The following is a 22,072-nucleotide window of genomic DNA, read 5'->3' on the forward strand; positions in this document are numbered from 1 at the left end:
GGTTCAACCCTTACGTAACGTTTAGGTGGAGATCCCTCGGTGGGTACGGGGTCCACGTACGTAGCCCGACGACCACGAGACGGACGCCCGGTTCGTCCGGTCGCCGGCAGGCGTAATGTGACCCGGCGGCCGGAGGATCGGCCGCGGCCACCCGTCGAAGGAGCTGAACCGACATGAGCCGCCCCCTGCGCTCCCGGACGTCCACCCACGGCCGCAACATGGCCGGCGCCCGCGCCCTCTGGCGCGCGACCGGCATGGGCTCGGAGGACTTCGGCAAGCCGATCATCGCGATCGCGAACTCGTACACGCAGTTCGTCCCCGGCCACGTCCACCTCAAGGACATGGGCGACCTCGTCGCGTCGGCGATCCGCGAGGCCGGTGGTGTCTCCAAGGAGTTCAACACCATCGCCGTCGACGACGGCATCGCGATGGGCCACGGCGGCATGCTCTACTCGCTGCCGAGCCGCGACCTCATCGCCGACTCGGTCGAGTACATGGTCAACGCCCACTGCGCCGACGCGCTCGTGTGCATCTCGAACTGCGACAAGATCACGCCCGGCATGCTCAACGCCGCGCTGCGGCTCAACATCCCCGTGATCTTCGTGTCCGGCGGCCCCATGGAGGCGGGCAAGGCGGTCATCGCCGACGGCGTCGCGAAGACCCCCCTCAACCTCGTCAACGCGATCAACTACTCGGCGGACGACGACGTGTCCGACGCCGCGCTCGCGCAGGTCGAGGAGAACGCGTGCCCCACGTGCGGGTCGTGCTCGGGCATGTTCACCGCGAACTCGATGAACTGCCTCACCGAGGCGCTCGGCCTGTCGCTGCCGGGCAACGGCTCGACCCTCGCGACGCACGCCGCGCGCAAGGAGCTCTTCCTCGAGGCCGGCCGCACGATCGTCGACCTCGCCAAGCGCTACTACGAGGACGAGGACGACTCCGTCGCGCCGCGCTCGATCGCGACCAAGGCCGCGTTCTCCAACGCCATGGCGCTCGACGTCGCCATGGGCGGCTCGACCAACACCGTGCTGCACATCCTCGCCGCGGCGCAGGAGGGTGAGGTCGACTTCGACCTCACCGACATCGAGCGCATCAGCCGCCAGGTGCCGTGCCTGTCCAAGGTCGCGCCGAACCACCCGAACTTCCACATGGAGGACGTGCACCGCGCCGGCGGCATCCCCGCCCTCCTCGGCGAGCTCGACCGCGCGGGCCTGCTCGACCACGACGTCACGAGCGTCCACACGCCGACGCTGCGCGCCTGGCTCGACGACTGGGACGTCCGGGGCGGCAAGGCGACCGAGCGGGCGATCGAGCTGTTCCACGCGGCGCCCGGGGGAGTGCGCACCACGCAGGCGTTCTCGACGTCGAACCGCTGGGAGTCGCTCGACACCGACGCCGCGAACGGCTGCATCCGCGACCTCGAGCACGCGTACACCGTCGAGGGCGGCCTCGCCGTGCTGCGCGGCAACCTCGCCGAGGACGGTGCCGTCTTCAAGACCGCCGGCGTCGACCCCGACGTGTTCCACTTCGTCGGCAAGGCCCTCGTCTGCGAGTCTCAGGACGAGGCGGTCGAGAAGATCCTCACCAAGCAGGTCGAGCCCGGGCACGTCGTCGTCGTGCGCTACGAGGGCCCCGCGGGCGGCCCGGGCATGCAGGAGATGCTGTACCCGACGTCGTTCATCAAGGGCCGCGGCCTCGGCAAGGTCACCGCGCTCATCACCGACGGCCGCTTCTCGGGCGGGTCGTCGGGCATCTCCGTCGGCCACGTCTCGCCCGAGGCCGCCGCGGGCGGCGTCATCGGCCTCGTCGAGGACGGCGACGAGATCGAGATCGACGTCGACACCCGCCTCATCCGCCTCAACGTCCCGGACGAGGTGATCGCGGAGCGCCGCGCCAAGATGGAGGCGCGCGAGAACCCGTGGCAGCCGGTCGACCGCGACCGGTACGTCTCGCCGGCCCTCCAGGCCTACGCCGCCATGGCGACGTCCGCCGACCGCGGCGCCGTCCGTGACGTGTCGCTCATCAAGCGCCGCTGACCGCCGGCGGCGCGCTCGGCGTCACGGTCCTGCGAGCCGAGCCCGCTCGTCCACGAGCCGCTCCACGAGCGTGTGGTCGTGGCGGGCCTCGGCGTACGCGGGCGATCCGTGCGTCACCTGAAGGACTTCGTGCGCGAAGCGGATGACGCCGGAGCGGTATCTCGTGTCCCCGGCGCGGAGCCGCTCGGCGACGTCGGGATGCGCGGCGAGCGCGCGGTCGACCGCAGCGACCAGTCCGTCCGGGGCGGGCAGAGAGGCGACCTCGAGCGCGACCGCCTCCGCCTCGCGACCGAACGTCCAGTACTGGCTCCACGGGCATGACGAGACGACGACCTGCGACTGACATGGCGGTGCCGGCCACAGCTGGAGTAGGTACTGCTCGATGACGTGCTCGTCACCCGCGTGCCATCGGTCGCTGCCGTCCTGCCCGTCGACGACGACGTACCGGACGCGGACGTCGGTCGCGTCCGGTGCGGGGAGGGGGAGGAGCCCGTCACCACCCCAGCCGACGGCGGCGGCCCCCTCGCGAAGGTGTGCGGAGAAGTCGACGACGGCGTCCCACGCGCGATCGAGCGGAGGCTCCTCGTCGTGGAACTCCGCGCGCACCGTGATCGTGCCCCACTGCCGTGCCGTGGTCAGGGTGGCCCGGTCCGGACCGGAGATCTCCGAGCTCGCCAGCCCGGTCGCGATGTCCGTGGCCACGTGCCCTCCGTCACCTGCCCACAGCTCGAACTGCGAGTAGTCGGCTCCTACCCGGCCCTCGACGATGCGCTCTACCATAGACGCGACCCTAGTCGCGGGGACGCGGACGCCGTGAAGGTCGTGCTCGACCGCGTCTCCGCTCGACACAGCCCGTCTTCGGCGGGCCGCGCGGCTCGTCGCTCCCTAGTCTGGACGCATGACGGACACCGAAGCCGCACCCGACCTCAAGCCTCGTTCTCGCCAGGTCACGGACGGCCTGGAGGCGACGGCCTCGCGCGGGATGCTGCGCGCCGTCGGGATGGGCGACGAGGACTTCACCAAACCGCAGATCGGCATCGCGAGCTCGTGGAACGAGATCACGCCGTGCAACCTGTCGCTCGACCGGCTCGCGCAGGGCGCCAAGGAGGGCGTGCACGCGGGCGGCGGGTACCCGCTGCAGTTCGGGACGATCTCCGTCTCCGACGGCATCTCGATGGGCCACGAGGGGATGCACTTCTCGCTCGTGAGCCGCGACATCATCGCGGACTCGGTCGAGACGGTGGTCCAGGCGGAGCGCCTCGACGGGACGGTGCTGCTCGCCGGGTGCGACAAGTCGCTCCCGGGGATGCTCATGGCAGCGGCGCGGCTGAACCTGGCGAGCGTGTTCCTCTACGCGGGCTCGATCATGCCCGGCTGGGTCAAGCTCTCCGACGGCACGGAGAAGGACGTCACGCTCATCGACGCGTTCGAGGCCGTCGGCGCGTGCGCGCGCGGGCTCATGAGCCGCGAGGACGTGGACCGCATCGAGCGTGCGATCTGCCCCGGCGAGGGCGCGTGCGGCGGCATGTACACGGCGAACACGATGGCGTCGGTCGCGGAGGCGATGGGCATGTCGCTGCCCGGCTCGGCGGCGCCGCCGTCGGCGGACCGACGCCGGGACGCGTTCGCGCACCGCTCCGGCGAGGCCGTCGTCAACCTGCTGAGGCTCGGCATCACGGCGCGCGACATCATGACCAAGGAGGCGTTCGAGAACGCGATCGCCGTCGTCATGGCGTTCGGCGGGTCCACCAACGCGGTGCTGCACCTGCTCGCCATCGCGCACGAGGCCGAGGTTGACCTCACGCTCGCCGACTTCGACCGGGTCGCGAGCCGCGTGCCGCACCTGGGCGACCTCAAGCCGTTCGGGCGTTACGTGATGAACGACGTCGACCGCATCGGGGGCGTTCCCGTCGTCATGAAGGCCCTGCTCGACGCCGGGCTGCTGCACGGCGACGCGCTCACCGTCACCGGCCGTACGGTCGCGGAGAACCTCGCCGACATCGACCCGCCCGACCCGGACGGCAAGATCCTGCGGGCCCTCGACAACCCGATCCACCACACGGGCGGCATCACGATCCTGCACGGGTCGCTCGCGCCCGAGGGAGCCGTCGTGAAGTCCGCCGGGTTCGACGAGGACGTGTTCGAGGGGACGGCGCGCGTCTTCGAGCGCGAGCGCGCGGCGCTCGACGCCCTGGAGGACGGGACGATCACGGACGGGGACGTCGTCGTCATCCGGTACGAGGGGCCCAAGGGCGGTCCGGGGATGCGCGAGATGCTCGCGATCACGGGCGCGATCAAGGGCGCCGGGCTCGGCAAGACCGTCCTGCTGCTCACCGACGGCCGCTTCTCCGGCGGGACGACCGGCCTGTGCGTCGGGCACGTCGCGCCCGAGGCGGTCGACGGCGGACCCATCGCGTTCGTGCGCGACGGCGACCCGATCCGGCTCGACGTGGCGAACAAGACGCTCGACCTGCTCGTCGACGCCGACACGCTCGCCGCGCGCCGCGACGGGTGGGCCCCGCTGCCGCCGACGTTCACGCGCGGCGTGCTCGCCAAGTACGCCAAGCTCGTCCAGTCCGCGTCGCGCGGCGCGATCCTCGAGTGACCCGGGGGCGCGCGGGCGGGGGAGGCGCGCACTAGCGTGGTGTCGCACCTCGCCGCAGCGACGCCACCCGGAGGACCGCCATGACCGAGACCGCCGACGACCGCATCACCGCGCGGCAGTTCCACGACAGCGACGGCGTCGAGGACTGGCGGGTCATCCTCAGGACGGTGCAGACGCTGTTCCGCACGGGCTCGTTCACCGCGGGGGTGGAGCTGGTCGACGCGATCGGCGAGCTCGCCGAGGCGGCGAACCACCACCCCGACGTGGACCTGCGCTACGGGACCGTGACGGTCCGGCTGACCTCGCACGACGTCGGCGGCGTGAGCGCGCGCGACGTCGACCTCGCGCGGCAGATCTCCGCCGCGGCGCGCGAGCTCGACCTCGTCGCGGACCCGACGGCGGTGCAGGACCTCGAGATCGCGATCGACACGCTCGTCGGCACGGCGGTGCAGCCGTTCTGGCGTGCGGTCCTCGGGTTCGACGAGGGCTCCCCGGAGCTGCCCGCGCCCGAGCTCCGTGACCCGACGACCCACGCTCCCGCCTTCTGGTTCCAGCAGATGGACGCGCCGCGCGAGCAGCGCAACCGCATCCACGTGGACGTGACGGTGCCGCACGACGTCGCCGAGGCGCGCGTGACGGCCGCCATCGCGGCGGGCGGCCACCTCGTCTCCGACCGGCGCGCGCCGGCCTTCTGGGTCCTGGCCGACGCCGAGGGCAACGAGGCGTGCGTGTGCACGTGGCAGGCGCGTGACTGACGACTTGCTGAGGCGCGACCGGGTTTCGACTGGTTCGAGACGGGTGAGGGTGGTGCGCTCCAGGCCTGCGACGCTGATCCCATGACAGCCCGTCCCGCGAGGTCCCCGCGTCGTCGTCGCCCGATCGCGCCGCCGGTCGTACCGTTGCTCGTCGCCGCCGCCTGCGTCGTCGTGCTCGGTGCCTGCTCGACCGCGACGGAGCCGGGACCCGGGTCGACGACGTCGGCCGGCGCGCCGAGCCCGTCTGCCACCGACGACGCGACGGACGTGACGGACGAGCCGTCCGAGGACGCGACCGACGAGGTCGCGGACCCGCTCGCCGACCGACCGACCGAGCCTCCGGCGCAGTCGGTCGTCGCGGGCACGGTCGCGCCGGGCTCGCCTGCCGCGGCGAGCGGCAGGGGGAGCGTGGCGGTGTCGTTCGTGCGCGACGGCGACTTCGCCGTCGTCGTGCACCTCGACTGCGGGGAGTGCGCCGACACCCGGGCCTTCACGGCGCCGACGGGTGTCACCCCGTACCCCGGCACCCTCGGCGAGGCGACCGGCTCGTACCTCATGGACGTCTTCGAGGACTCCGCGCCGCAGCAGTCGATCTGGCTCGAGACGCCCGGGGACTGGTCGGTGCGGTTCGAGAGCTGGAACGACCTCCCGCCCGTCACCGGAGCGCAGTCGGGCACGGGGTCGACCGTCCTGCGGCTGGACGGCACGGCGTCGAGCTCTGAGGTGTCGTGGACGCCTGCCGGCCCTGCGGACTCGTTCCAGGGCCGGTACTTCGGCGTCACGCGCGAGGCGTCGCGCGTGTTCGGCGACACCGAGGCGTTCACCGAGACGTTCGACCTCGTGCTGCCCGGCGTCCTGGCCGTGAAGACCGCGGGCACGTGGAGCGTGACCCCGCAGGGTTGACGCACGGCGCACCGCGTGTCGCGGCCCTGGCGCGCCGCGTCAGGCGCGCGCGACCACGAGCTCGTCGTACCCCGGCACGAGCACGCGCCGCTTGGCCCGGCGGGACACGATCCGCAGGGGCACGCCGTCGTCCCACAGCGCGTGCAGCAGCGCGGCGATCTCGGCGCGTGCGAGCGCGGCCCCGAGGCAGAGGTGGCGGCCCGCGCCGAACCAGAGCTGCCGGGTCTCGCGCACGTAGGGGCGGTCCGCGCGGAACGGCCCGGCGGCGACGTTCGCCGCCCACGTGAGGATCATGACGCGCTCCCCGGCGCGCAGCGTGCGCCCCGCGACCTCGACGTCCGCGGAGACGCCGCGCCCGATGACCGACGCCGGGCTGGTCACGCGCAGTCCCTCGCGGACCGTGTTCTCGACGACGTCAGGCTCGCCCGCGGCGCGCTCGACGGGGTGCGCGCGCTCGTCGGCCATGAGCCGCAGCAGACGGTGCTGCTCGCCCGTGTCGATGAGGAGCGCCGTGGTGCGGGCCATCGCGGACGCCGACGTCTCGGTGCCCGCCACCATGAGCAGGCTCGCGAGCCCTGTGGTCTCTTCCAGCCCGAGGCCGAGCTCGCGGCACCGGCCGAGCAGGCGGTCGGTGGGGGCGTTCCGCCACCCGTCGGGCACGCCCCGGGTCAGCTCCGCGACGATCGCCCGCGCCGCGCTGACCTGCTCCGCCGACAGGTACGTCGAGCCCGCGCTGCCGAGCGCGATCGACGCGAGGCGTTCGCCGGTCGCGAAGGCCGTGAGCGCGTCGTCATCGCCGGGGACGACGACGCTCGCGCCGTCGCGACCGGCGCTCCCGCCGAGCGTCGGGATGCCGAGCAGAGAGATCATCATTCGCCCCACGAGCACGCGGGCGAGCCTGCCGACGTCGACCGTACCGCCCGCCGCGAGGGTGCGGCGCGCCTCGTCGAGGGCGACCGACCACGCGCCGTCGACGAGCGCCGCCGCGCTCGCCTCGGTGAAGAGCTCGCGCGAGCGTGTGCGCAGGTCGTGGTGACCCGGGCCGTCGAACAGGTCGAGCACCCAGTCGCCGAGGATCTGCGCCCACAGGTGTCCGACCCCGCCCTCGCCGACGATCGTGAAGTGCCGGTGGTCGGTGAGGACGCGGCGCCCGACCGTCGGGTCGGCAGTGACCCAGCCGAGCCCTGGGACCTTGCGCAGGCCACCACCCTCGCGCGCTCCGGCGAGCGCGCCGCCCGCGAGGAGGACGCCGGCCATCGCGGGCCGTGCGGCGGCGAGCACCTGGAGCTCGCGCCGGGTCGTGGGCAGGGCACGGCGTCGGTGGTCGGTCTCCGACGGCGTGGTCGTGGTCGCGGTCACCGGGTCAGTGTGGCGCACGCCGAGCCCGCCCGGGGGCACGCGCCGCGATCTGGGGATGGGCAGTTCACCCCATCGGATCCTGTGGACGACCGCCCTCGGAGGGGGTCTGCTTGGCTACTGTGTCGCGCGTGCCAGAGAACCCTGCCGGGACGGCGTCCCGCCCGCCCCTCGCAGCCCCGACGGCCGTGCTCGCCGCGGTCGGGGTGCACCTGCCCGAGCGCACGGTCGACGTGCGCGAGGCGGAACGCGCCCTCGCGGCGCGCAACCCGGGCGCGGCGCCGCGCGTGCCGATGGTCTCGCGCCTCACGGGCGTGCGGCAGGTGCACGTGCTCCCGGACGACTGGGACGCGTCCGACCTCGCCGTCGCGGCGGCGGAGAAGCTGCTCGCGACCGAGGGGCTGGCGACCGACGACGTCGACCTGCTCCTCTTCGCCTCGGCGAGCCAGGACATGGTCGAGCCGGCGACGAGCCACATCGTCGCCGCGAAGCTCGGGGTCCGAGCGCCGGTGATGGACGTCAAGAACGCGTGCAACTCGGTGCTGAACGCGATCGAGGTCGCGGAGGCGCTCATCGGGACCGGCCGGTACACGACCGTCCTGATCGCGTCGGGCGAGGCGCCGTCGCGCGCGGTGCGGTGGGACGTCCCGGACCGCGCGACGTACCTGCTCTCCGCGCCGGGCTACACGATGTCCGACGCCGGCGCGGCCGTCCTCGTGCGCCGCGCCACCCCGGCGGAGGCCGGCTCCAGCGACGTGACCGGGGCCCCCGCGCCGCGCGGCATCCTCGCGAGCGCGTTCGGCGCGGAGTCGACGCACTGGGACGTCGGCATGCTCCCGGGCGGCGGCACCGCGCACCCGCGCGACCTCGAGCGCACCTACTTCGAGATCGACGGGTCGCGCCTGCGCGACGCGTTCCTCGCCCTCGGGCCGGGTGTCGTCCTCGACGCGCTGGGCCGTGCGGGCCTCGGGTGGGACGACGTCGCGCTCGTCGCGGTCCACCAGGTCGCCGTCGCGTACCTCGACGACGTGCACGCCGCGCTCGGCCTGCCGACGGGCCGCACGCTCGTCACCGTCGCCGATCACGGCAACGTCGCCTCCGCGACGCTCCCGTTGCAGCTCGCCACGGCGCTGGAGACCGGCCGGGTCGGGCCGGGAGACGTCGTCGTGCTGGTCGGGCTCGCGGGCGGCATCAGCATCGGCGCGACGGTGGTGCGGCTGTGACCGCGCGCCGGTTCACGCGGCACGTCGCGAGCCCGCAGCGGCTCGCGGTCGTCGTGCCCGCGCGCGACGAGGCGCACGGGATCGTCGCGACGCTCGAGGCGCTGCGCGACCAGCAGGACACCGACTTCGACCTCGTCGTCGTCGACAACGGCTCGTCGGACGGGACGGGAGACCTCGTCCGGGAGACGGCCGCGGCGTGGGGCATGACGCGGTGGCGCGTCGTCGACGAGCCGCAGAAGGGCACGGGGGCGGCGGCCGACACGGGGATGCGGGCGGCGATCGAGCAGGGGGCGACGCACCTCGCGCGCACGGACGCCGACTGCCTGCCGCTGCCGGACTGGACCCGGCGGGTGCGGGCCGCGTTCGCGAGCGGCCACGACCTCGTCGCCGGCCGGCTCGTGGCGCGGACGGACGACCGGCCCGTCTCGCGCGTCCAGCAGGGGGTGCTGTCGGCGGCGGTGAACGTCGCGAGCACGTTCGGGCGCTTCCGCCCCGGCAACCAGGACCCGTCCTACCTCGGCCCCTACGTCATGGCGCCGGGCTGCAACATGGCGATCACGGCCGAGCTCTACGAGGCCGCGGGCGGGTTCCCGCGCACCGCGATCGAGGACGTCCACGAGGACCGAGCGCTCGTCAACGCGGTGCGCCGCCTCACGCGGCGGTACGGTGCGCACCGCGAGATCGTCGTGCTCGCGTCGGCACGCCGTGCACACGAGTGGGGCCTCGTGCGCACGCTCGGCTGGTACGCCGACCACCGCTACCGGCCCGAGGTGGTGGACATCCGGTGACCGGGACGACGCTCGCCCCCGCGCCCACGGGGCTCGCCGCGGCGATGCGCTGGGAGGAGCGCGTCCAGCGCGGGGCCCACCCGCTCGTCTACCCCGCGATCCGGGCGCTGCGCCACCGAGGTCCGGTCGTGCGCGTCCCCGGCATCGGGGTGGTCGTGTCCGACGCCGCGACCGCGCGGGCCGTGCTGCTCGACGTCGGGCGCTTCACCAAGGTGGGTCCGGGGTCGCCGTCGGACCTGTGGACGCCCGTGCTCGGGCCGTCGGTGCTGCTCAACATGGAGGGCGCGGACCATGCGCGTCTGCGCCGGGCCCTGTCCGGGTTGTTCACGCCGCGCGCGGTGCGCGAGCTCGTCGCGGTGAGCGTCCCCGACGTCCTCGCGGGCCTCGCCCCGCGCCTCCTCGCGGGCGAGCACGTGGATCTCGTCGCGGAGACCGCGGCCATGGCGGGCACCGTCATCTGCGCCATGACCGGGCTGCCGCCCACCGACGCCGCCGTGCGCGACGCGATGACGGCCGCGCAGTCCGTGGTCGGCCTGGTGCGGCTGCACCGGCGCAGCCTCACACCCGCGCAGGTGCGGCACGCGCGCGCCCTCCTCGCCCGGCTCTCGGCCCCGGCCCGCGACGCCTACCGCGGGGGCGACCCCGCGACGGTGCCGGGGCGCATGCGCGAGCTCGGCCTCTCGGAGGACGAGGCGATGGGGGCGGTCGGCGCGTTCGTCCTCACCGGCACCGAGACCATCCAGTCGTTCGTGCCACGCCTCGTCGCGCTCACCGCGGACACCGGCTGGCTCGACCGGCTCCTCGCGGCCGACCCCGGCGCCGGACCGGGGTCCGCCGCGCTGCGCGGCCGCGTCGTCGAGGAGGCGCTGCGCGTCACGGCCCCCACCCCCGCGATGCTGCGCTCGGTGCGCGCCGACGCGACCGTCGGCGACGTCCGCGTCCGCGCGGGAGACCGGGTGGTGATCGCGACGATCTCGTGCTGCAAGGACGCGGGCCCCTTCGACCCGGACACCCCCGTCGACCCGGCCGTGCGGCACCTCTGGTTCGGCGCCGGACCGCACTTCTGCCTCGGCATGCCGCTCGCCATGGCCCAGGTCGACGCGGTGCTGGACGCGCTGCGTCCCGTCGCCGCCGCCGGGCGGAGCGTCGAGGTCGCCGACCGCGCCGTCGCGCGCGGGGTGCTCATCCCCGCGTACCGGTCGCTCGTCGTGCGGGCGGTCGGCGGCGAAGTGCGCGCGTCGGGCCCGGTCGCCGGATCGGCCGCGTCGTCGGCAGGGGAGGCGGCGTGACTGCGCCCGACGACGCGGCCCGCCACCTGCTGGGCCCGATCCTCGAGCGGGGCACCCCCGGGCACGCGTCCGCCGATGCTGTCGCGCTCCGGCGCTGGACGCGGCCCGGACGTCGGGGCGCGCGCGTGCGCGAGGAGGTCACGTATACCGACCTCGCGCGCCGCGTCGAGGCGACCGCGACGGCGCTCGCGGCCGACGGTCTCGCGCCCGGCGACCGGGCGCTGTTCTCGGTGCGCCCTCGGCCGGCGGGCGTCGTGCTCGCGTTCGGGGTCGTCCGCGCGGGCGGCACGATCGTGTTCGTCGACCCCGGCTCGACCCCCGAGCTGTTCACCGCACGCGTGGGCGCGGCCCGGCCGTCGCTCGCGACCACCGAGTCGCTGCTGTACGCGGTGTCGCAGGGGCCGTTGCGCCGTCTGGCCCGCTCGCGCGGCCTGCTCCTGCCGGACTACGCGAGCCTGCCCCTGCGGCACGTGCACGCGGGGCCGTGGCTCCCCGGGGTGCCGCGCGGCTCGCGTGCGGCGCGCCGTCTCGCGGAGGGCCCGGTCGACCGCGCCGCGCTGCCGGTGCTCGACCCGGACCGTGAGGCCCTGACCGTCTTCACGTCCGGCACGACGGCGCAGCCCAAGGCCGTCGTGCACACGGCGGGGTCGCTGCTCGCCGGGTGCGACCTGCTGCGTGACGTGTTCGCGCTCGCACCGGGCGACGTCGTGCACACCGACCAGATGCTGCTCGGCGTCCCCGCGCTGCTCGCGGGCGCGACGTGGTCCGTGCCCGCCGACCCGCCGGGCCGCGACATCACGACGTTCGCGCGCCAGCTCGACGGTGCCGCCGGCACCTACCTCGTGCCGGCGGACGTCACGGCGCTGCTCGACGCGGTCGAGGACGGGACGGTGCCCGCGCGCGGGCCGCGGGTCGCGCTCGTGGGCGGGGCCCCCGTGACCCGGGCGTTGCTGGAACGCGCGACGCGCGTGCTGCCCGGGACGCGCTGGGTCGCGGTGTACGGGATGACGGAGATCCTGCCGGTCGCGGTGGTCGAGGCCCGGGAGAAGCTCGCGCACGCGGGTGACGGCGACCTCGTCGGCGTACCCCTGCCGGGCACGGTCGCGCGGCTCGACCCGGTGGAGAGCGACGGGCCGGACGACCCGGCGGATCGCCCGGCCGACGGCGGCCCGGACGTCGTCGGTGAGCTCGTGCTGTCCGGGCCGTCGCTCATGGCGGGCTACCTGCACGACCTCGACGCTCCCGCACGTGGCCTGGGCACACGGGCCGCGGAGCACCGCACCGGCGACCTCGCGCGCGTCGACGACGCCGGACGGCTCGTGCTGGTCGGCCGCACGCGAGACATGATCATCCGCGGCACGACGAACATCTACCCCGGCCTGTACGAGCCGCGCGTCGCGGCGCTCGACGGCGTCGGTGAGGCGCTGCTCGTCGGGGTGCCGCAGGTGGACGGCGACGAGCGGGTCGCGCTGGTCGTCACCGCGGTGGCAGGCGACCCGGCGACGGGCGACCCGCGGCCGGACGGGGCCGCCGGGCGAGGTCCACGGTCCGGCGGCGGGTCGGCGGTCCGCCTCGACCCGCACCACCCGCTCGTCGACCGGGTGCGTGGCGCGCTGCCGCGCGTGCTCGACCACGACGCGCTGCCCGACGTCGTGCTGCACGCCGACCGCGTCCCGCTCGCGGGTCGCTCGCGCAAGCCCGACCGTGCGGCGCTCTCCCGCGCCGCCGCGCCGTTCGTGCCCGCCGCGTCGAGAGCCGCCGGTCGGGACGCTCACGGCGTCCGCGCGTGAGGATCGTCGTCACCGGGGCGTCGGGGTTCGTCGGGGGAGCGGTCGCGCGCGGTCTCGTCGCCGACGGCCACGAGGTCTGGACGTCGTCCCGCCGCGACCCGGGGGTCCCGGGCGCCCGGCACCTCGCATGGGACCTCACCGCCGGCCCGCTCGTCGACCCGCCCGCGGTGGACGCCGTCGTGCACGCGGGTGCCGCCGTGTCCGACTGGTGCGCGCTCGACGTCGCGCGCGCGACCAACGTCGGCGGGACGCTCGCGGTGCGCGACACGTACCCGGGCGCGCGGTTCGTGCACGTGTCGTCCGGCAGCGTGTACGACCCGTTCCGCCCGAGCGTGCGTGCTCGTGAGCACGAGGCGCCGGTCGACCGATACCTCGACGCGTACGGGACGACCAAGGCGGAGGCCGAGCGCGCGCTGGCTCGCGACGTCGCACGCCGTCCCGGACGGGGTGCGGTCGTGATCCTGCGCCCGCACGCCGTCTACGGCCCGGGCGACACCACGCTGCTTCCGCGGGTCGAGGCCGCCGTGCGGCTCGGACGCCTCGTCCTGCCCGGAGGCGGCCGCGTGCTCCAGTCGCTGACGCACGTCGACACGCTGCTCACCGCGGTGCGCGCCGCCGTCGTGCTGCCCGACAAGACGGTCCGGGCACCCGGCGGCGGGGAAGGGCCCATCCCGGGGCTGCTCGTCGCGAACGTCGCCGACGCCGAGCCGGTCGTGCTGCGTGACGCGCTCGTCGACGCGCTGCGCCGCCGCGGCACCGACGTCCGAGTCCTCGCCGTCCCGGTGCGCCCCGCGTGGGCGCTCGCGGGTGCGGTCGAGACGGCCGCCCGGCGGCTGCGACGCCCCGAGCCGCCGCGCCTCACCAGGTACGCGCTGAGCCACCTCGCGATGGAGCGCACCTACGACCTCACGGTCCTGCGCGAGGTGCTGGGCGTCGACCCGGCCCCGACGTCGTTCATGGGCGCCACGGCCTGGTGAAATGGTGCTGCGCGCGCGAGGGCGCAGCGACCAGGATGGACCCGTGAACGCGCCGCCCCGTCCGAGACCCGCCGCGTCGGGAGAGACCGTCACCCTCTGGCGCCCGACCGGTCCCACCGAGCTCGACATGGTGCGGCAGTCCGGGTGGCGCGCCTGGCCTCCGCGGCTCCCGGAGCAGCCGATCTTCTACCCGGTCCTCAACGAGGACTACGCGGTCCGGATCGCCCGGGACTGGAACGTCCCGGCGTCCGGTGCGGGATACGTGACGCGCTTCGAGGTGCGCCGGAGGTTCCTCGACGAGTTCGACGTGCAGCAGGCAGGCGGCGAGACGATCCTCGAGTACTGGATCCCGGCCGAGCGCCTCGACGAGCTCAACGCCAACATCGTCGGACGGATCGAGGTGGTGCGGACCTTCGGTCACGACCCCGGCGACGATCATCTGCGACCTCACCCCGAGGCGGCGTCCGGGACCGACCTCGCGCGGCGCTACTACGACGAGGTCGTCGGGCCGATCCTGCTCGGCCGCTGGCCCGGGCTGCCGCACGCGGCGGGACGCCTCGGGAGCGGGTCCGACGTCCTCGGGCTCGACGACGCGACGTCGCGCGACCACGACTGGGGTCTGCGCCTGACGTTGCTGGTCGACGAGCCGATGGTCGACGAGGTCGACGCGCTGCTCGGCGCGGCGCTGCCCGACACGTTCGCCGGGCACCCGACCCGGTTCCCGACCACGTGGAGCCCGCACGGTCCGCACCAGGTCGAGGTCGCGTCGCCGTCGGGCTTCGTCACGTCCCGCCTCGGCGTCGACGCGACGCGACCGCTCGCCGTCGACGACTGGCTCACGCTCACCGGTCAGGCGGTCCTCGAGGTGACGGCCGGGCCGGTGTTCGTGGACACCGGCGGTCAGGTCACCGCGGCGCGCGAGCGCCTCGCCTGGTATCCCGACGACCTGTGGCGGTACGCGGTCGCCGTCGACTGGGCGCGGATCGGGCAGGAGCTGCCGTTCGTCGGCCGGACGGCGGAGCGCGGCGACGACCTCGGGTCGCGCGTCGTCGCCGCCCGGCTCGTGCGCGCAGCGATGCACCTCGGCTTCCTGCTCGAGCGGCGCTGGACGCCGTACGCGAAGTGGTTCGGGACGACGTTCGCCGCGCTCCCGCGTGCCGGCGCCGCCGGGCCCGACCTCGCGGAGGCGCTCGCGGCCGACGACTGGCGGGCGCGCGAGGCGGCGCTGTGCCGAGGGCTGGAGACCCTGCACGACCTCCAGGGCGAGGTGGGCCTCCCGACCGTGACCGACGTCGTCGTCCCGTTCTTCGACCGGCCCTTCCGGGGGCTCGGGCCGGTGGCCGACGTGGTGACGTCCGCGATCCAGGACCCGGTGGTGCGGGCGCTGCCACCGGGCGTCGGGACCGTCGAGCAGTGGGTCGACGACGTCGACGTCCTCACGGACCCCGCCCGTCGCGTCGCCGCGGCGCGCGGCGTCGGGCAGGCTGGGACCAGGACCCCCTGACCTGAGAGGAAGCCGTGCGATGACCTCGTCCGCACCCACCCCGGACCCCCTGCCCCGCGGCGGGTGGCCCGGCGCCGAGACGCCCGGTGACGCCCCCTGGTGGACGCGCTCGGTCGTCTACCAGGTGTACCCGCGCTCGTTCCAGGACACCGACGGCGACGGCATCGGGGACCTCCCGGGGATCACGCGACGCCTCGACCACCTGGAGCGGCTGGGCGTCGACGTCGTGTGGCTGTCCCCGGTGTACCGGTCGCCGCAGGCGGACAACGGCTACGACATCAGCGACTACGAGGACGTCGACCCGCTGTTCGGGTCGCTCGCGGACCTCGACGCCCTGATCGAGGGCCTGCACGCGCGCGGGATGAAGCTCGTCATGGACCTCGTCGTCAACCACACGAGCGACGAGCACCCGTGGTTCGTCGAGTCGCGCTCGTCCGCGCAGAGCCCGCGGCGCGACTGGTACTGGTGGCGCCCCGCGCGCGAGGGCATGGAGCCCGGCGCCCCGGGCGCCGAGCCGACGAACTGGCGCTCGTTCTTCGGGGGCAGCGCGTGGCGGTTCGACGAGGCCTCGGGCGAGTACTACCTGCACCTGTTCGACACCAAGCAGCCGGACCTCAACTGGGAGAACCCCGACGTCCGCGAGGCGGTCTACGCGATGATGCGGCGGTGGCTCGACCGCGGCGTCGACGGCTTCCGCATGGACGTCATCAACCTCATCTCCAAGGACGTCGCGCCCGACGGCTCGCTGCCCGACGGCGAGGTGCACTGGGGCACGTACGGGGACGGGAGCCCGCACTACACGGACGGGCCGCGCGTGCACGAGTTCCTCGCCGAGATGCACCGCGAGGTCTTCGCGCCCTACCTCGGGCAGGGCCGCGAGATCCTCACGGTGGGGGAGACGCCGGGGGTGACGGTCGAGCACGGCGTCCGGTACACCGACCCCGACCGCCGCGAGGTCGACATGGTGTTCCAGTTCGAGCACATGGGCATCGACCACGGGGCGACGCGCTACGACCCGGTCCGGTGGAACCTCGCCGACCTCAAGGCGACGCTCGGCCGGTGGCAGGCGGGTCTCGCCGACAGGGGCTGGAACGCCCTGTACTGGGACAACCACGACCAGCCGCGCGTCGTCTCGCGCTTCGGCGACGACTCGCCCGCGCACCGCGTCGCGTCGGCCAAGGCGCTCGCGCTCCTGCTGCACCTGCACCGCGGCACGCCGTACGTCTACCAGGGCGAGGAGCTCGGTATGACGAACGCACCGTTCACGCGGGTCGAGCAGTACCAGGACGTCGAGTCGCTCGGGTACTTCCGCGAGCTCACCGGGCGCACGGGTGGCCCACGGCTGCGCACCGACGGTGAGATGCTCGCCGTGCTCGCGCACGCGAGCCGCGACCACGCCCGCACCCCCGTGCAGTGGGACGCGACCGCGAGCGCCGGGTTCACGACGGGGACTCCGTGGCTCGAGGTCAACCCCAACCACACCACGATCAACGCGGAGGCTGCGTGGGCCGACGAGGACTCGGTCCTGCACTTCTACCGGCGGCTCGTCGCCCTGCGTCGCGAGGAGCCCGTCGTCGCGCTCGGCGACTTCCGCATGCTCCTGCCGGACCACGAGGCGCTGTACGCGTTCACGCGGGCCCTCGACACCCCGGACACCGAGCGCGGTACCCGGCGGGACGAGCTCCTCGTCCTCGTGAACGTGAGCGGACAGCCGCAGGACGTCCCCGACGGCGTGCTCTCCGGTTGGGAGGACTCGTCGACCCTGGTGGCCACGCATCCGGGGGCGGCCGACGACGAGGGCCGGCCGAGCGCCGTCGGGCACCTCTTCCCGTGGGAGGGACGGGTGCTCCGGCGGGGGCGGAAGAGCACCTCACGTCCCATCTCGTGAGACGGGCGCCTCGACACGTGACATCCCCGAAACATGGGCGTACAGTCCCATGACGTGCAGACGATCCTCCTTGTAGTACTTCCTGAGCGCGCCGGCTGAGGCCACGCCACCAGGCTTCGTCAGCGCGCTCACCCCTCGTTCAGCCCGGCATCCCGGGTCCGAGGGGTTTTTTGTTGCCACCACACCGGCACGACAACACCACACAGGACCGCGGACGGCCCACCCCGGCCACCGCGAGCGCCGCACCCGCGAGACCCGCGAGCACCGGCACCGCACACCGCGACCAGCACGACCGCACCACCACGGTCGGCTCCGGTATCCGGCGGAGCGCCCCCCACGGGGCGCCCGCCGGGCCGAGGCCACGACACGCAGGAGACACCATGGCCCAGGGTCCCACCCCGGCACCTCCGCGACCGGGGGCCCCGACGCCCGCGGCGCAGGCGCCGAAGCCCGCCCCGACACCCGCGTCGGTCGCCCCGCGCGGCGACGTCCGGCGCGCTGCCACGGCTCGCCCGGCCGGCAGCACGCAGGGCACCTCGACGGGTGAGGAGATGACCGGCGCGCAGTCGATCGTCCGCTCGCTCGAGGAGGTCGGCGCCGACGTCGTCTTCGGCATCCCGGGTGGTGCGATCCTCCCGACGTACGACCCGCTCATGGACTCGCAGCGACTGCGCCATATCCTCGTGCGCCACGAGCAGGGTGGCGGCCATGCCGCGCAGGGCTACGCGCACGCGACCGGCAGGGTCGGCGTGACCATGGCGACGTCGGGCCCCGGCGCGACGAACCTCGTCACCCCCATCGCCGACGCGAACATGGACTCGATCCCGCTCGTCGCGATCACCGGCCAGGTCGCCGCGGGCGCGATCGGCACGGACGCCTTCCAGGAGGCGGACATCGTCGGCATCACGCTGCCGATCACCAAGCACAACTTCCTCGTCACCGACCCCGACGAGATCCCGCGCACCATCGCGGAGGCGTTCCACATCGCCTCGACGGGCCGCCCCGGTCCGGTGCTCGTGGACATCGCGAAGTCGGCCATGCAGTCGCGCACGACGTTCTCGTGGCCCCAGGACGTGCAGCTCCCGGGCTATCACCCGGTGACGAAGCCGCACAGCAAGCAGATCAAGGAGGCCGCGCGCCTGCTCGCGTCGGCCCGTCGGCCCGTGCTCTACGTGGGCGGCGGCGTGGTCCGCGCGAACGCGTCGGCCGAGCTGCGGCGCCTCGTCGACCTGTCGGGCGCGCCGGTCGTCACGACGCTCATGGCGCGCGGCGCCGTGCCCGACACGCACCCCCAGAACCTCGGGATGCCCGGTATGCACGGCACCGTCCCGGCTGTGGCGGCGCTCCAGAAGGCCGACCTCGTCGTGTCCCTCGGCGCGCGCTTCGACGACCGCGTGACGGGCAAGCTCTCGAGCTTCGCGCCGCACGCGCAGGTCGTGCACGCGGACATCGACCCGGCGGAGATCGGCAAGAACCGCGACGTGGACGTCCCGATCGTCGGCGACCTCAAGGAGGTCATCGCCGACCTGCTCCCCGAGCTCGAGCGCGAGCACGAGGCCAAGGGGAAGCCGGACGTCGAGGCCTGGTGGCGCCAGATCGACGACTGGCGTGAGACCTACCCCCTCGGGTACACCGAGCCCGACGACGGCCACCTCGCCCCGCAGCACGTCATCTCGCGCCTGGGCGAGATCTCCGGCCCCGAGTCGATCTACGTCGCGGGCGTCGGCCAGCACCAGATGTGGGCCGCGCAGTTCATCCGGTACGAGCACCCGCGCACCTGGATCAACTCCGGCGGCCTCGGCACCATGGGCTTCTCGATCCCCGCGGCGATGGGCGCGAAGGTCGGCCGCCCGGACGCCACGGTGTGGGCGATCGACGGCGACGGCTGCTTCCAGATGACCAACCAGGAGCTCGCCACCTGCACGATCAACGAGATCCCGATCAAGGTCGCGCTGATCAACAACTCCTCGCTCGGCATGGTGCGCCAGTGGCAGACCCTGTTCTACGACAAGCGCTACTCCAATACCGACCTGCACACCGGGCACGGCACGGCGCGCGTCCCCGACTTCGTCAAGCTCGCCGACGCCTACGGGTGCGAGGGAATCCGCGTCGAGTCGATGGGCGAGGTCGACGCCGCGATCAAGCGCGCGATGGAGATCGACGACCGCCCCGTGGTCATCGACTTCAACGTCTCGCGCGACGCGATGGTGTGGCCCATGGTCGCCGCCGGCGTGAGCAACGACGACATCCAGTACGCGCGCGGCATCTCGCCCGCCTGGGATCGGGAGGATTGAGCGGAATGCAGCGGAGGTTGAGGGCCGCAGCGAAGCAAGGCACTCGGCTGCAGCGGAATGCAGTCTCGATCCGACCCATGTCACTGGAGGACTGACCGATGTCCCGCCACACCCTCTCCGTGCTCGTCGAGAACAAGCCCGGCGTGCTGACGCGCGTCGCGGGCCTGTTCGCCCGTCGCGCCTTCAACATCCACTCGCTCGCGGTCGGCCCGACCGAGCACGAGGAGATCTCGCGCATCACCGTGGTCGTCGACGTCGAGGAGCGCCCGCTCGAGCAGGTGACGAAGCAGCTCAACAAGCTGGTCAACGTCATCAAGATCGTCGAGCTCGACGCGGCCGCGTCCGTGCAGCGCGAGCTCCTGCTCGTCAAGGTGCGCGCCGACGGCGCGAACCGCACCGGCGTGCTCGAGGTCGTGAACCTGTTCCGCGCGAAGGTCGTCGACGTCGTGCCCGACGCCGTGACCATCGAGGCGACGGGCACGGGCGAGAAGCTGAACGCCCTGCTCGGGGCGCTCGAGCCCTATGGCGTGCGCGAGATCGTGAAGTCGGGGACCGTCGCCGTCGGGCGCGGCTCCCGCTCGATCACCGACCGCGCGCTGGAACGCGTGGTCCGCTCCGCCTGACGATCGCCTACCCTCGCACCAAGACCCGCACGGGCGTCGGTGCGCACCCGATCGTCGTTCCACCGCGAGACGTCGCAACAGACCCCTGCACCGCAAACGAAGAACCGAGGAGATCCATCGTGGCTGAGCTGTTCTACGACGACGACGCCGACCTGTCCATCATCCAGGCCAAGAAGGTCGCGATCGTCGGCTACGGGAGCCAGGGCCACGCGCACGCCCAGAACCTGCGCGACTCCGGCGTCGAGGTCGTCGTCGCCCTCCGCGAGGGCTCGAAGTCGACCGCCAAGGCCCAGGACGAGGGCTTCGAGGTGAAGTCCGTCGCCGACGCCGCGGCGTGGGCGGACCTGATCATGATCCTCGCGCCGGACCAGCACCAGCGCTCCATCTACAACGACGAGATCAAGCCGAACCTCGCCGCCGGCAAGACGCTCGCCTTCGCGCACGGCTTCAACATCCGCTTCGGCTACATCGAGGCTCCCGACGGCGTCGACGTCATCCTCATCGCGCCCAAGGCCCCGGGCCACACCGTGCGCCGCGAGTTCGTCGCGGGTCGCGGCATCCCCGACATCATCGCCGTCGAGAAGGACGCGTCGGGCCAGGCGTGGGACGTCGCGCTGTCGTACGCGAAGGCGATCGGCGGCACGCGCGCCGGCGTCATCAAGACGACCTTCACGGAGGAGACCGAGACCGACCTGTTCGGCGAGCAGGCCGTCCTGTGCGGTGGCGTGTCGCAGCTCGTCCAGTACGGCTTCGAGACCCTCACCGAGGCCGGCTACCAGCCGGAGATCGCCTACTTCGAGGTGCTGCACGAGCTGAAGCTCATCGTCGACCTCATGTGGGAGGGCGGCATCGCCAAGCAGCGCTGGTCCGTCTCCGACACCGCCGAGTACGGCGACTACGTCTCCGGCCCGCGCGTCATCGACCCGCACGTCAAGGAGAACATGCAGGGCGTCCTCGCGGACATCCAGTCGGGCGCGTTCGCCAAGCGCTTCATCGACGACCAGGACGCCGGCGCGCCGGAGTTCACGGAGCTCCGCGAGAAGGCCGCGCAGCACCCGATCGAGAAGGTCGGCAAGGAGCTGCGCTCGCTGTTCGCGTGGAAGCAGCAGGACGCCGACTACACCGAGGGCAGCGCCGCGCGCTGATCCTCGACCTCGGAGCTCGGCTCACCTCTGGGGGTGGGTGACCCCTGTCGCGCGATCTACCATCCGCGGTGCTCGTTCCTCGCACCGCTCCCGCCAGGCCCGCCACGATCGCGCGACAGGGGTCACCCGCCCCCTTGCCGTCGGCTCACCCGGGCGCGGGCCGGCAGGCCGCCAGGCCCGGAGCTGGTCGCGGCGTCCGCGGAGGTAGGGGATTGCACCGGCGCGACACGGGTGGGACGAATGGCGGGAGACCGGGCAGATCGACCCCGGGTGCGCCACGATAGGGGCATGACCCGACAGGCGGACGAGGGGGAACCGGTGACGGACGACGTGGTGGTGGACGAGAGGGCGGCGGAGATCCTCGCGTTCTGGGAGCTGGCGCGGCCGAGCGCCGGGATGGCGCGCGTGGGTGTGGTCACCGGCACCACGGTCTCCGAGACCGTGCCGCCGCCCGCGTGGTCGTTCGGCGACAACCCCGAGCTCGCGGACGGCCTCCTCGCGGCGGTCCTCAGCGGCGAGAAGACGGCGACGTCCTCGGCCCTGTGGGAGTACGAGGACTCGGGGGAGCCCGTCCCGCGCGTCGGGGAGCTGTCGATCCTGCTCGACGGCGCGGGCCACCCGCGGGCGCTCGTCCGCACGACCTCGGTCGAGATCGTCGCGTTCGAGGACGTCGACGCGGACTTCGCCCTGGCGGAGGGGGAGGACGACGGCTCGCTCGAGGCGTGGCGCGACGGTCACGAGACGTACTTCAAGCGCGTGCTGGAGCGCGAGTTCGCTCCCGACATGCCGCTCGTGTGCGAGCGGTTCGAGCTGCGTTACCCGCGCTGAGCGGGGGATGAGCGGTGGCCGGCCGTGCCACGGTCGGCCGGCCACCGCTCGCGGGGCAGTGAAGAGGT

General features: G+C 73.7%; 17 protein-coding genes. 15 read left to right on the top strand and 2 right to left on the bottom strand.

Going from position 1 to position 22,072, the window contains the following annotated elements; genetic code table 11:
• The first annotated feature begins 173 nt into the window (after positions 1-173).
• The gene (gene ilvD / locus AC6CH9_RS16585) at positions 174-2,036 is read left to right on the top strand and encodes a dihydroxy-acid dehydratase (protein ID WP_498155882.1); all 1,863 of its coding nucleotides are present in this window, start codon (positions 174-176) and stop codon (positions 2,034-2,036) included.
• Positions 2,037-2,057: 21 nt separating this feature from the next.
• Here the strand turns inward: ilvD (AC6CH9_RS16585) and AC6CH9_RS16590 are convergent, their stop codons facing one another.
• On the bottom strand, positions 2,058-2,816 hold the full coding sequence (locus AC6CH9_RS16590; protein WP_498155883.1) for a hypothetical protein: 759 nt from the start codon (positions 2,814-2,816) through the stop codon (positions 2,058-2,060).
• A 118-nt stretch (positions 2,817-2,934) separates the two neighbouring features.
• On the opposite strand from AC6CH9_RS16590, the gene ilvD (AC6CH9_RS16595) reads away from it, so the two are divergent.
• The 3 genes from ilvD (AC6CH9_RS16595) to AC6CH9_RS16605 all read left to right on the top strand — a co-directional run bounded on the left by ilvD (AC6CH9_RS16595) (position 2,935) and on the right by AC6CH9_RS16605 (position 6,299).
• Entirely contained in the window at positions 2,935-4,641 is a 1,707-nt protein-coding gene (gene ilvD, locus AC6CH9_RS16595) for a dihydroxy-acid dehydratase (protein ID WP_498155884.1), read from the top strand.
• Positions 4,642-4,721: 80 nt separating this feature from the next.
• The gene (locus tag AC6CH9_RS16600) at positions 4,722-5,396 is read left to right on the top strand and encodes a 4a-hydroxytetrahydrobiopterin dehydratase (protein WP_498155885.1); all 675 of its coding nucleotides are present in this window, start codon (positions 4,722-4,724) and stop codon (positions 5,394-5,396) included.
• Between the two features lie 81 nt (positions 5,397-5,477).
• On the top strand, positions 5,478-6,299 hold the full coding sequence (locus AC6CH9_RS16605; RefSeq protein WP_498155886.1) for a hypothetical protein: 822 nt from the start codon (positions 5,478-5,480) through the stop codon (positions 6,297-6,299).
• A gap of 39 nt (positions 6,300-6,338) precedes the next feature.
• Here the strand turns inward: AC6CH9_RS16605 and AC6CH9_RS16610 are convergent, their stop codons facing one another.
• Complete coding sequence (locus AC6CH9_RS16610) at positions 6,339-7,658, bottom strand: cytochrome P450 (RefSeq protein ID WP_498155887.1); 1,320 nt, start codon at positions 7,656-7,658, stop codon at positions 6,339-6,341.
• Positions 7,659-7,786: 128 nt separating this feature from the next.
• Here AC6CH9_RS16610 and AC6CH9_RS16615 point away from each other — a divergent pair, with 128 nt between their 5' ends.
• The 11 genes from AC6CH9_RS16615 to AC6CH9_RS16665 all read left to right on the top strand — a co-directional run bounded on the left by AC6CH9_RS16615 (position 7,787) and on the right by AC6CH9_RS16665 (position 22,004).
• Positions 7,787-8,878, top strand: coding sequence for a 3-oxoacyl-ACP synthase III family protein (locus AC6CH9_RS16615; RefSeq protein ID WP_498155888.1), 1,092 nt, complete (start codon positions 7,787-7,789; stop codon positions 8,876-8,878).
• The gene (locus AC6CH9_RS16620) at positions 8,875-9,666 is read left to right on the top strand and encodes a glycosyltransferase family 2 protein (RefSeq protein WP_498155889.1); all 792 of its coding nucleotides are present in this window, start codon (positions 8,875-8,877) and stop codon (positions 9,664-9,666) included. The genes AC6CH9_RS16615 and AC6CH9_RS16620 overlap by 4 nt, the downstream gene beginning before the upstream one ends.
• Positions 9,663-10,955 (top strand): cytochrome P450, encoded by a 1,293-nt coding sequence (locus AC6CH9_RS16625; protein WP_498155890.1) that lies wholly within the window; start codon positions 9,663-9,665, stop codon positions 10,953-10,955. Before AC6CH9_RS16620 ends, AC6CH9_RS16625 begins: the two co-directional genes overlap by 4 nt.
• The gene (locus tag AC6CH9_RS16630) at positions 10,952-12,745 is read left to right on the top strand and encodes a class I adenylate-forming enzyme family protein (RefSeq protein ID WP_498155891.1); all 1,794 of its coding nucleotides are present in this window, start codon (positions 10,952-10,954) and stop codon (positions 12,743-12,745) included. Before AC6CH9_RS16625 ends, AC6CH9_RS16630 begins: the two co-directional genes overlap by 4 nt.
• A complete protein-coding gene (locus AC6CH9_RS16635) occupies positions 12,742-13,722 on the top strand; it encodes an NAD-dependent epimerase/dehydratase family protein (protein WP_498155892.1) in 981 nt (326 codons plus the stop codon). The genes AC6CH9_RS16630 and AC6CH9_RS16635 overlap by 4 nt, the downstream gene beginning before the upstream one ends.
• A 43-nt stretch (positions 13,723-13,765) precedes the next feature.
• Entirely contained in the window at positions 13,766-15,226 is a 1,461-nt protein-coding gene (locus AC6CH9_RS16640; RefSeq protein WP_498155893.1) for a DUF4037 domain-containing protein, read from the top strand.
• Between the two features lie 19 nt (positions 15,227-15,245).
• On the top strand, positions 15,246-17,114 hold the full coding sequence (locus AC6CH9_RS16645) for an alpha-glucosidase (RefSeq protein WP_498155894.1): 1,869 nt from the start codon (positions 15,246-15,248) through the stop codon (positions 17,112-17,114).
• A 380-nt stretch (positions 17,115-17,494) separates the two neighbouring features.
• Positions 17,495-19,408: an acetolactate synthase large subunit gene (locus AC6CH9_RS16650; protein WP_498155895.1), complete on the top strand. Its 1,914-nt coding sequence runs from the start codon at positions 17,495-17,497 to the stop codon at positions 19,406-19,408.
• 98 nt (positions 19,409-19,506) lie between these two features.
• A complete protein-coding gene (gene ilvN / locus AC6CH9_RS16655) occupies positions 19,507-20,031 on the top strand; it encodes an acetolactate synthase small subunit (RefSeq protein WP_047232530.1) in 525 nt (174 codons plus the stop codon).
• 119 nt (positions 20,032-20,150) lie between these two features.
• Entirely contained in the window at positions 20,151-21,176 is a 1,026-nt protein-coding gene (ilvC, locus tag AC6CH9_RS16660) for a ketol-acid reductoisomerase (RefSeq protein WP_047232531.1), read from the top strand.
• Between the two features lie 288 nt (positions 21,177-21,464).
• Complete coding sequence (locus tag AC6CH9_RS16665) at positions 21,465-22,004, top strand: ASCH domain-containing protein (RefSeq protein WP_498155896.1); 540 nt, start codon at positions 21,465-21,467, stop codon at positions 22,002-22,004.
• Positions 22,005-22,072: the final 68 nt, after the last annotated feature.

The organism is Cellulosimicrobium sp. GQ32 (assembly GCF_059758455.1).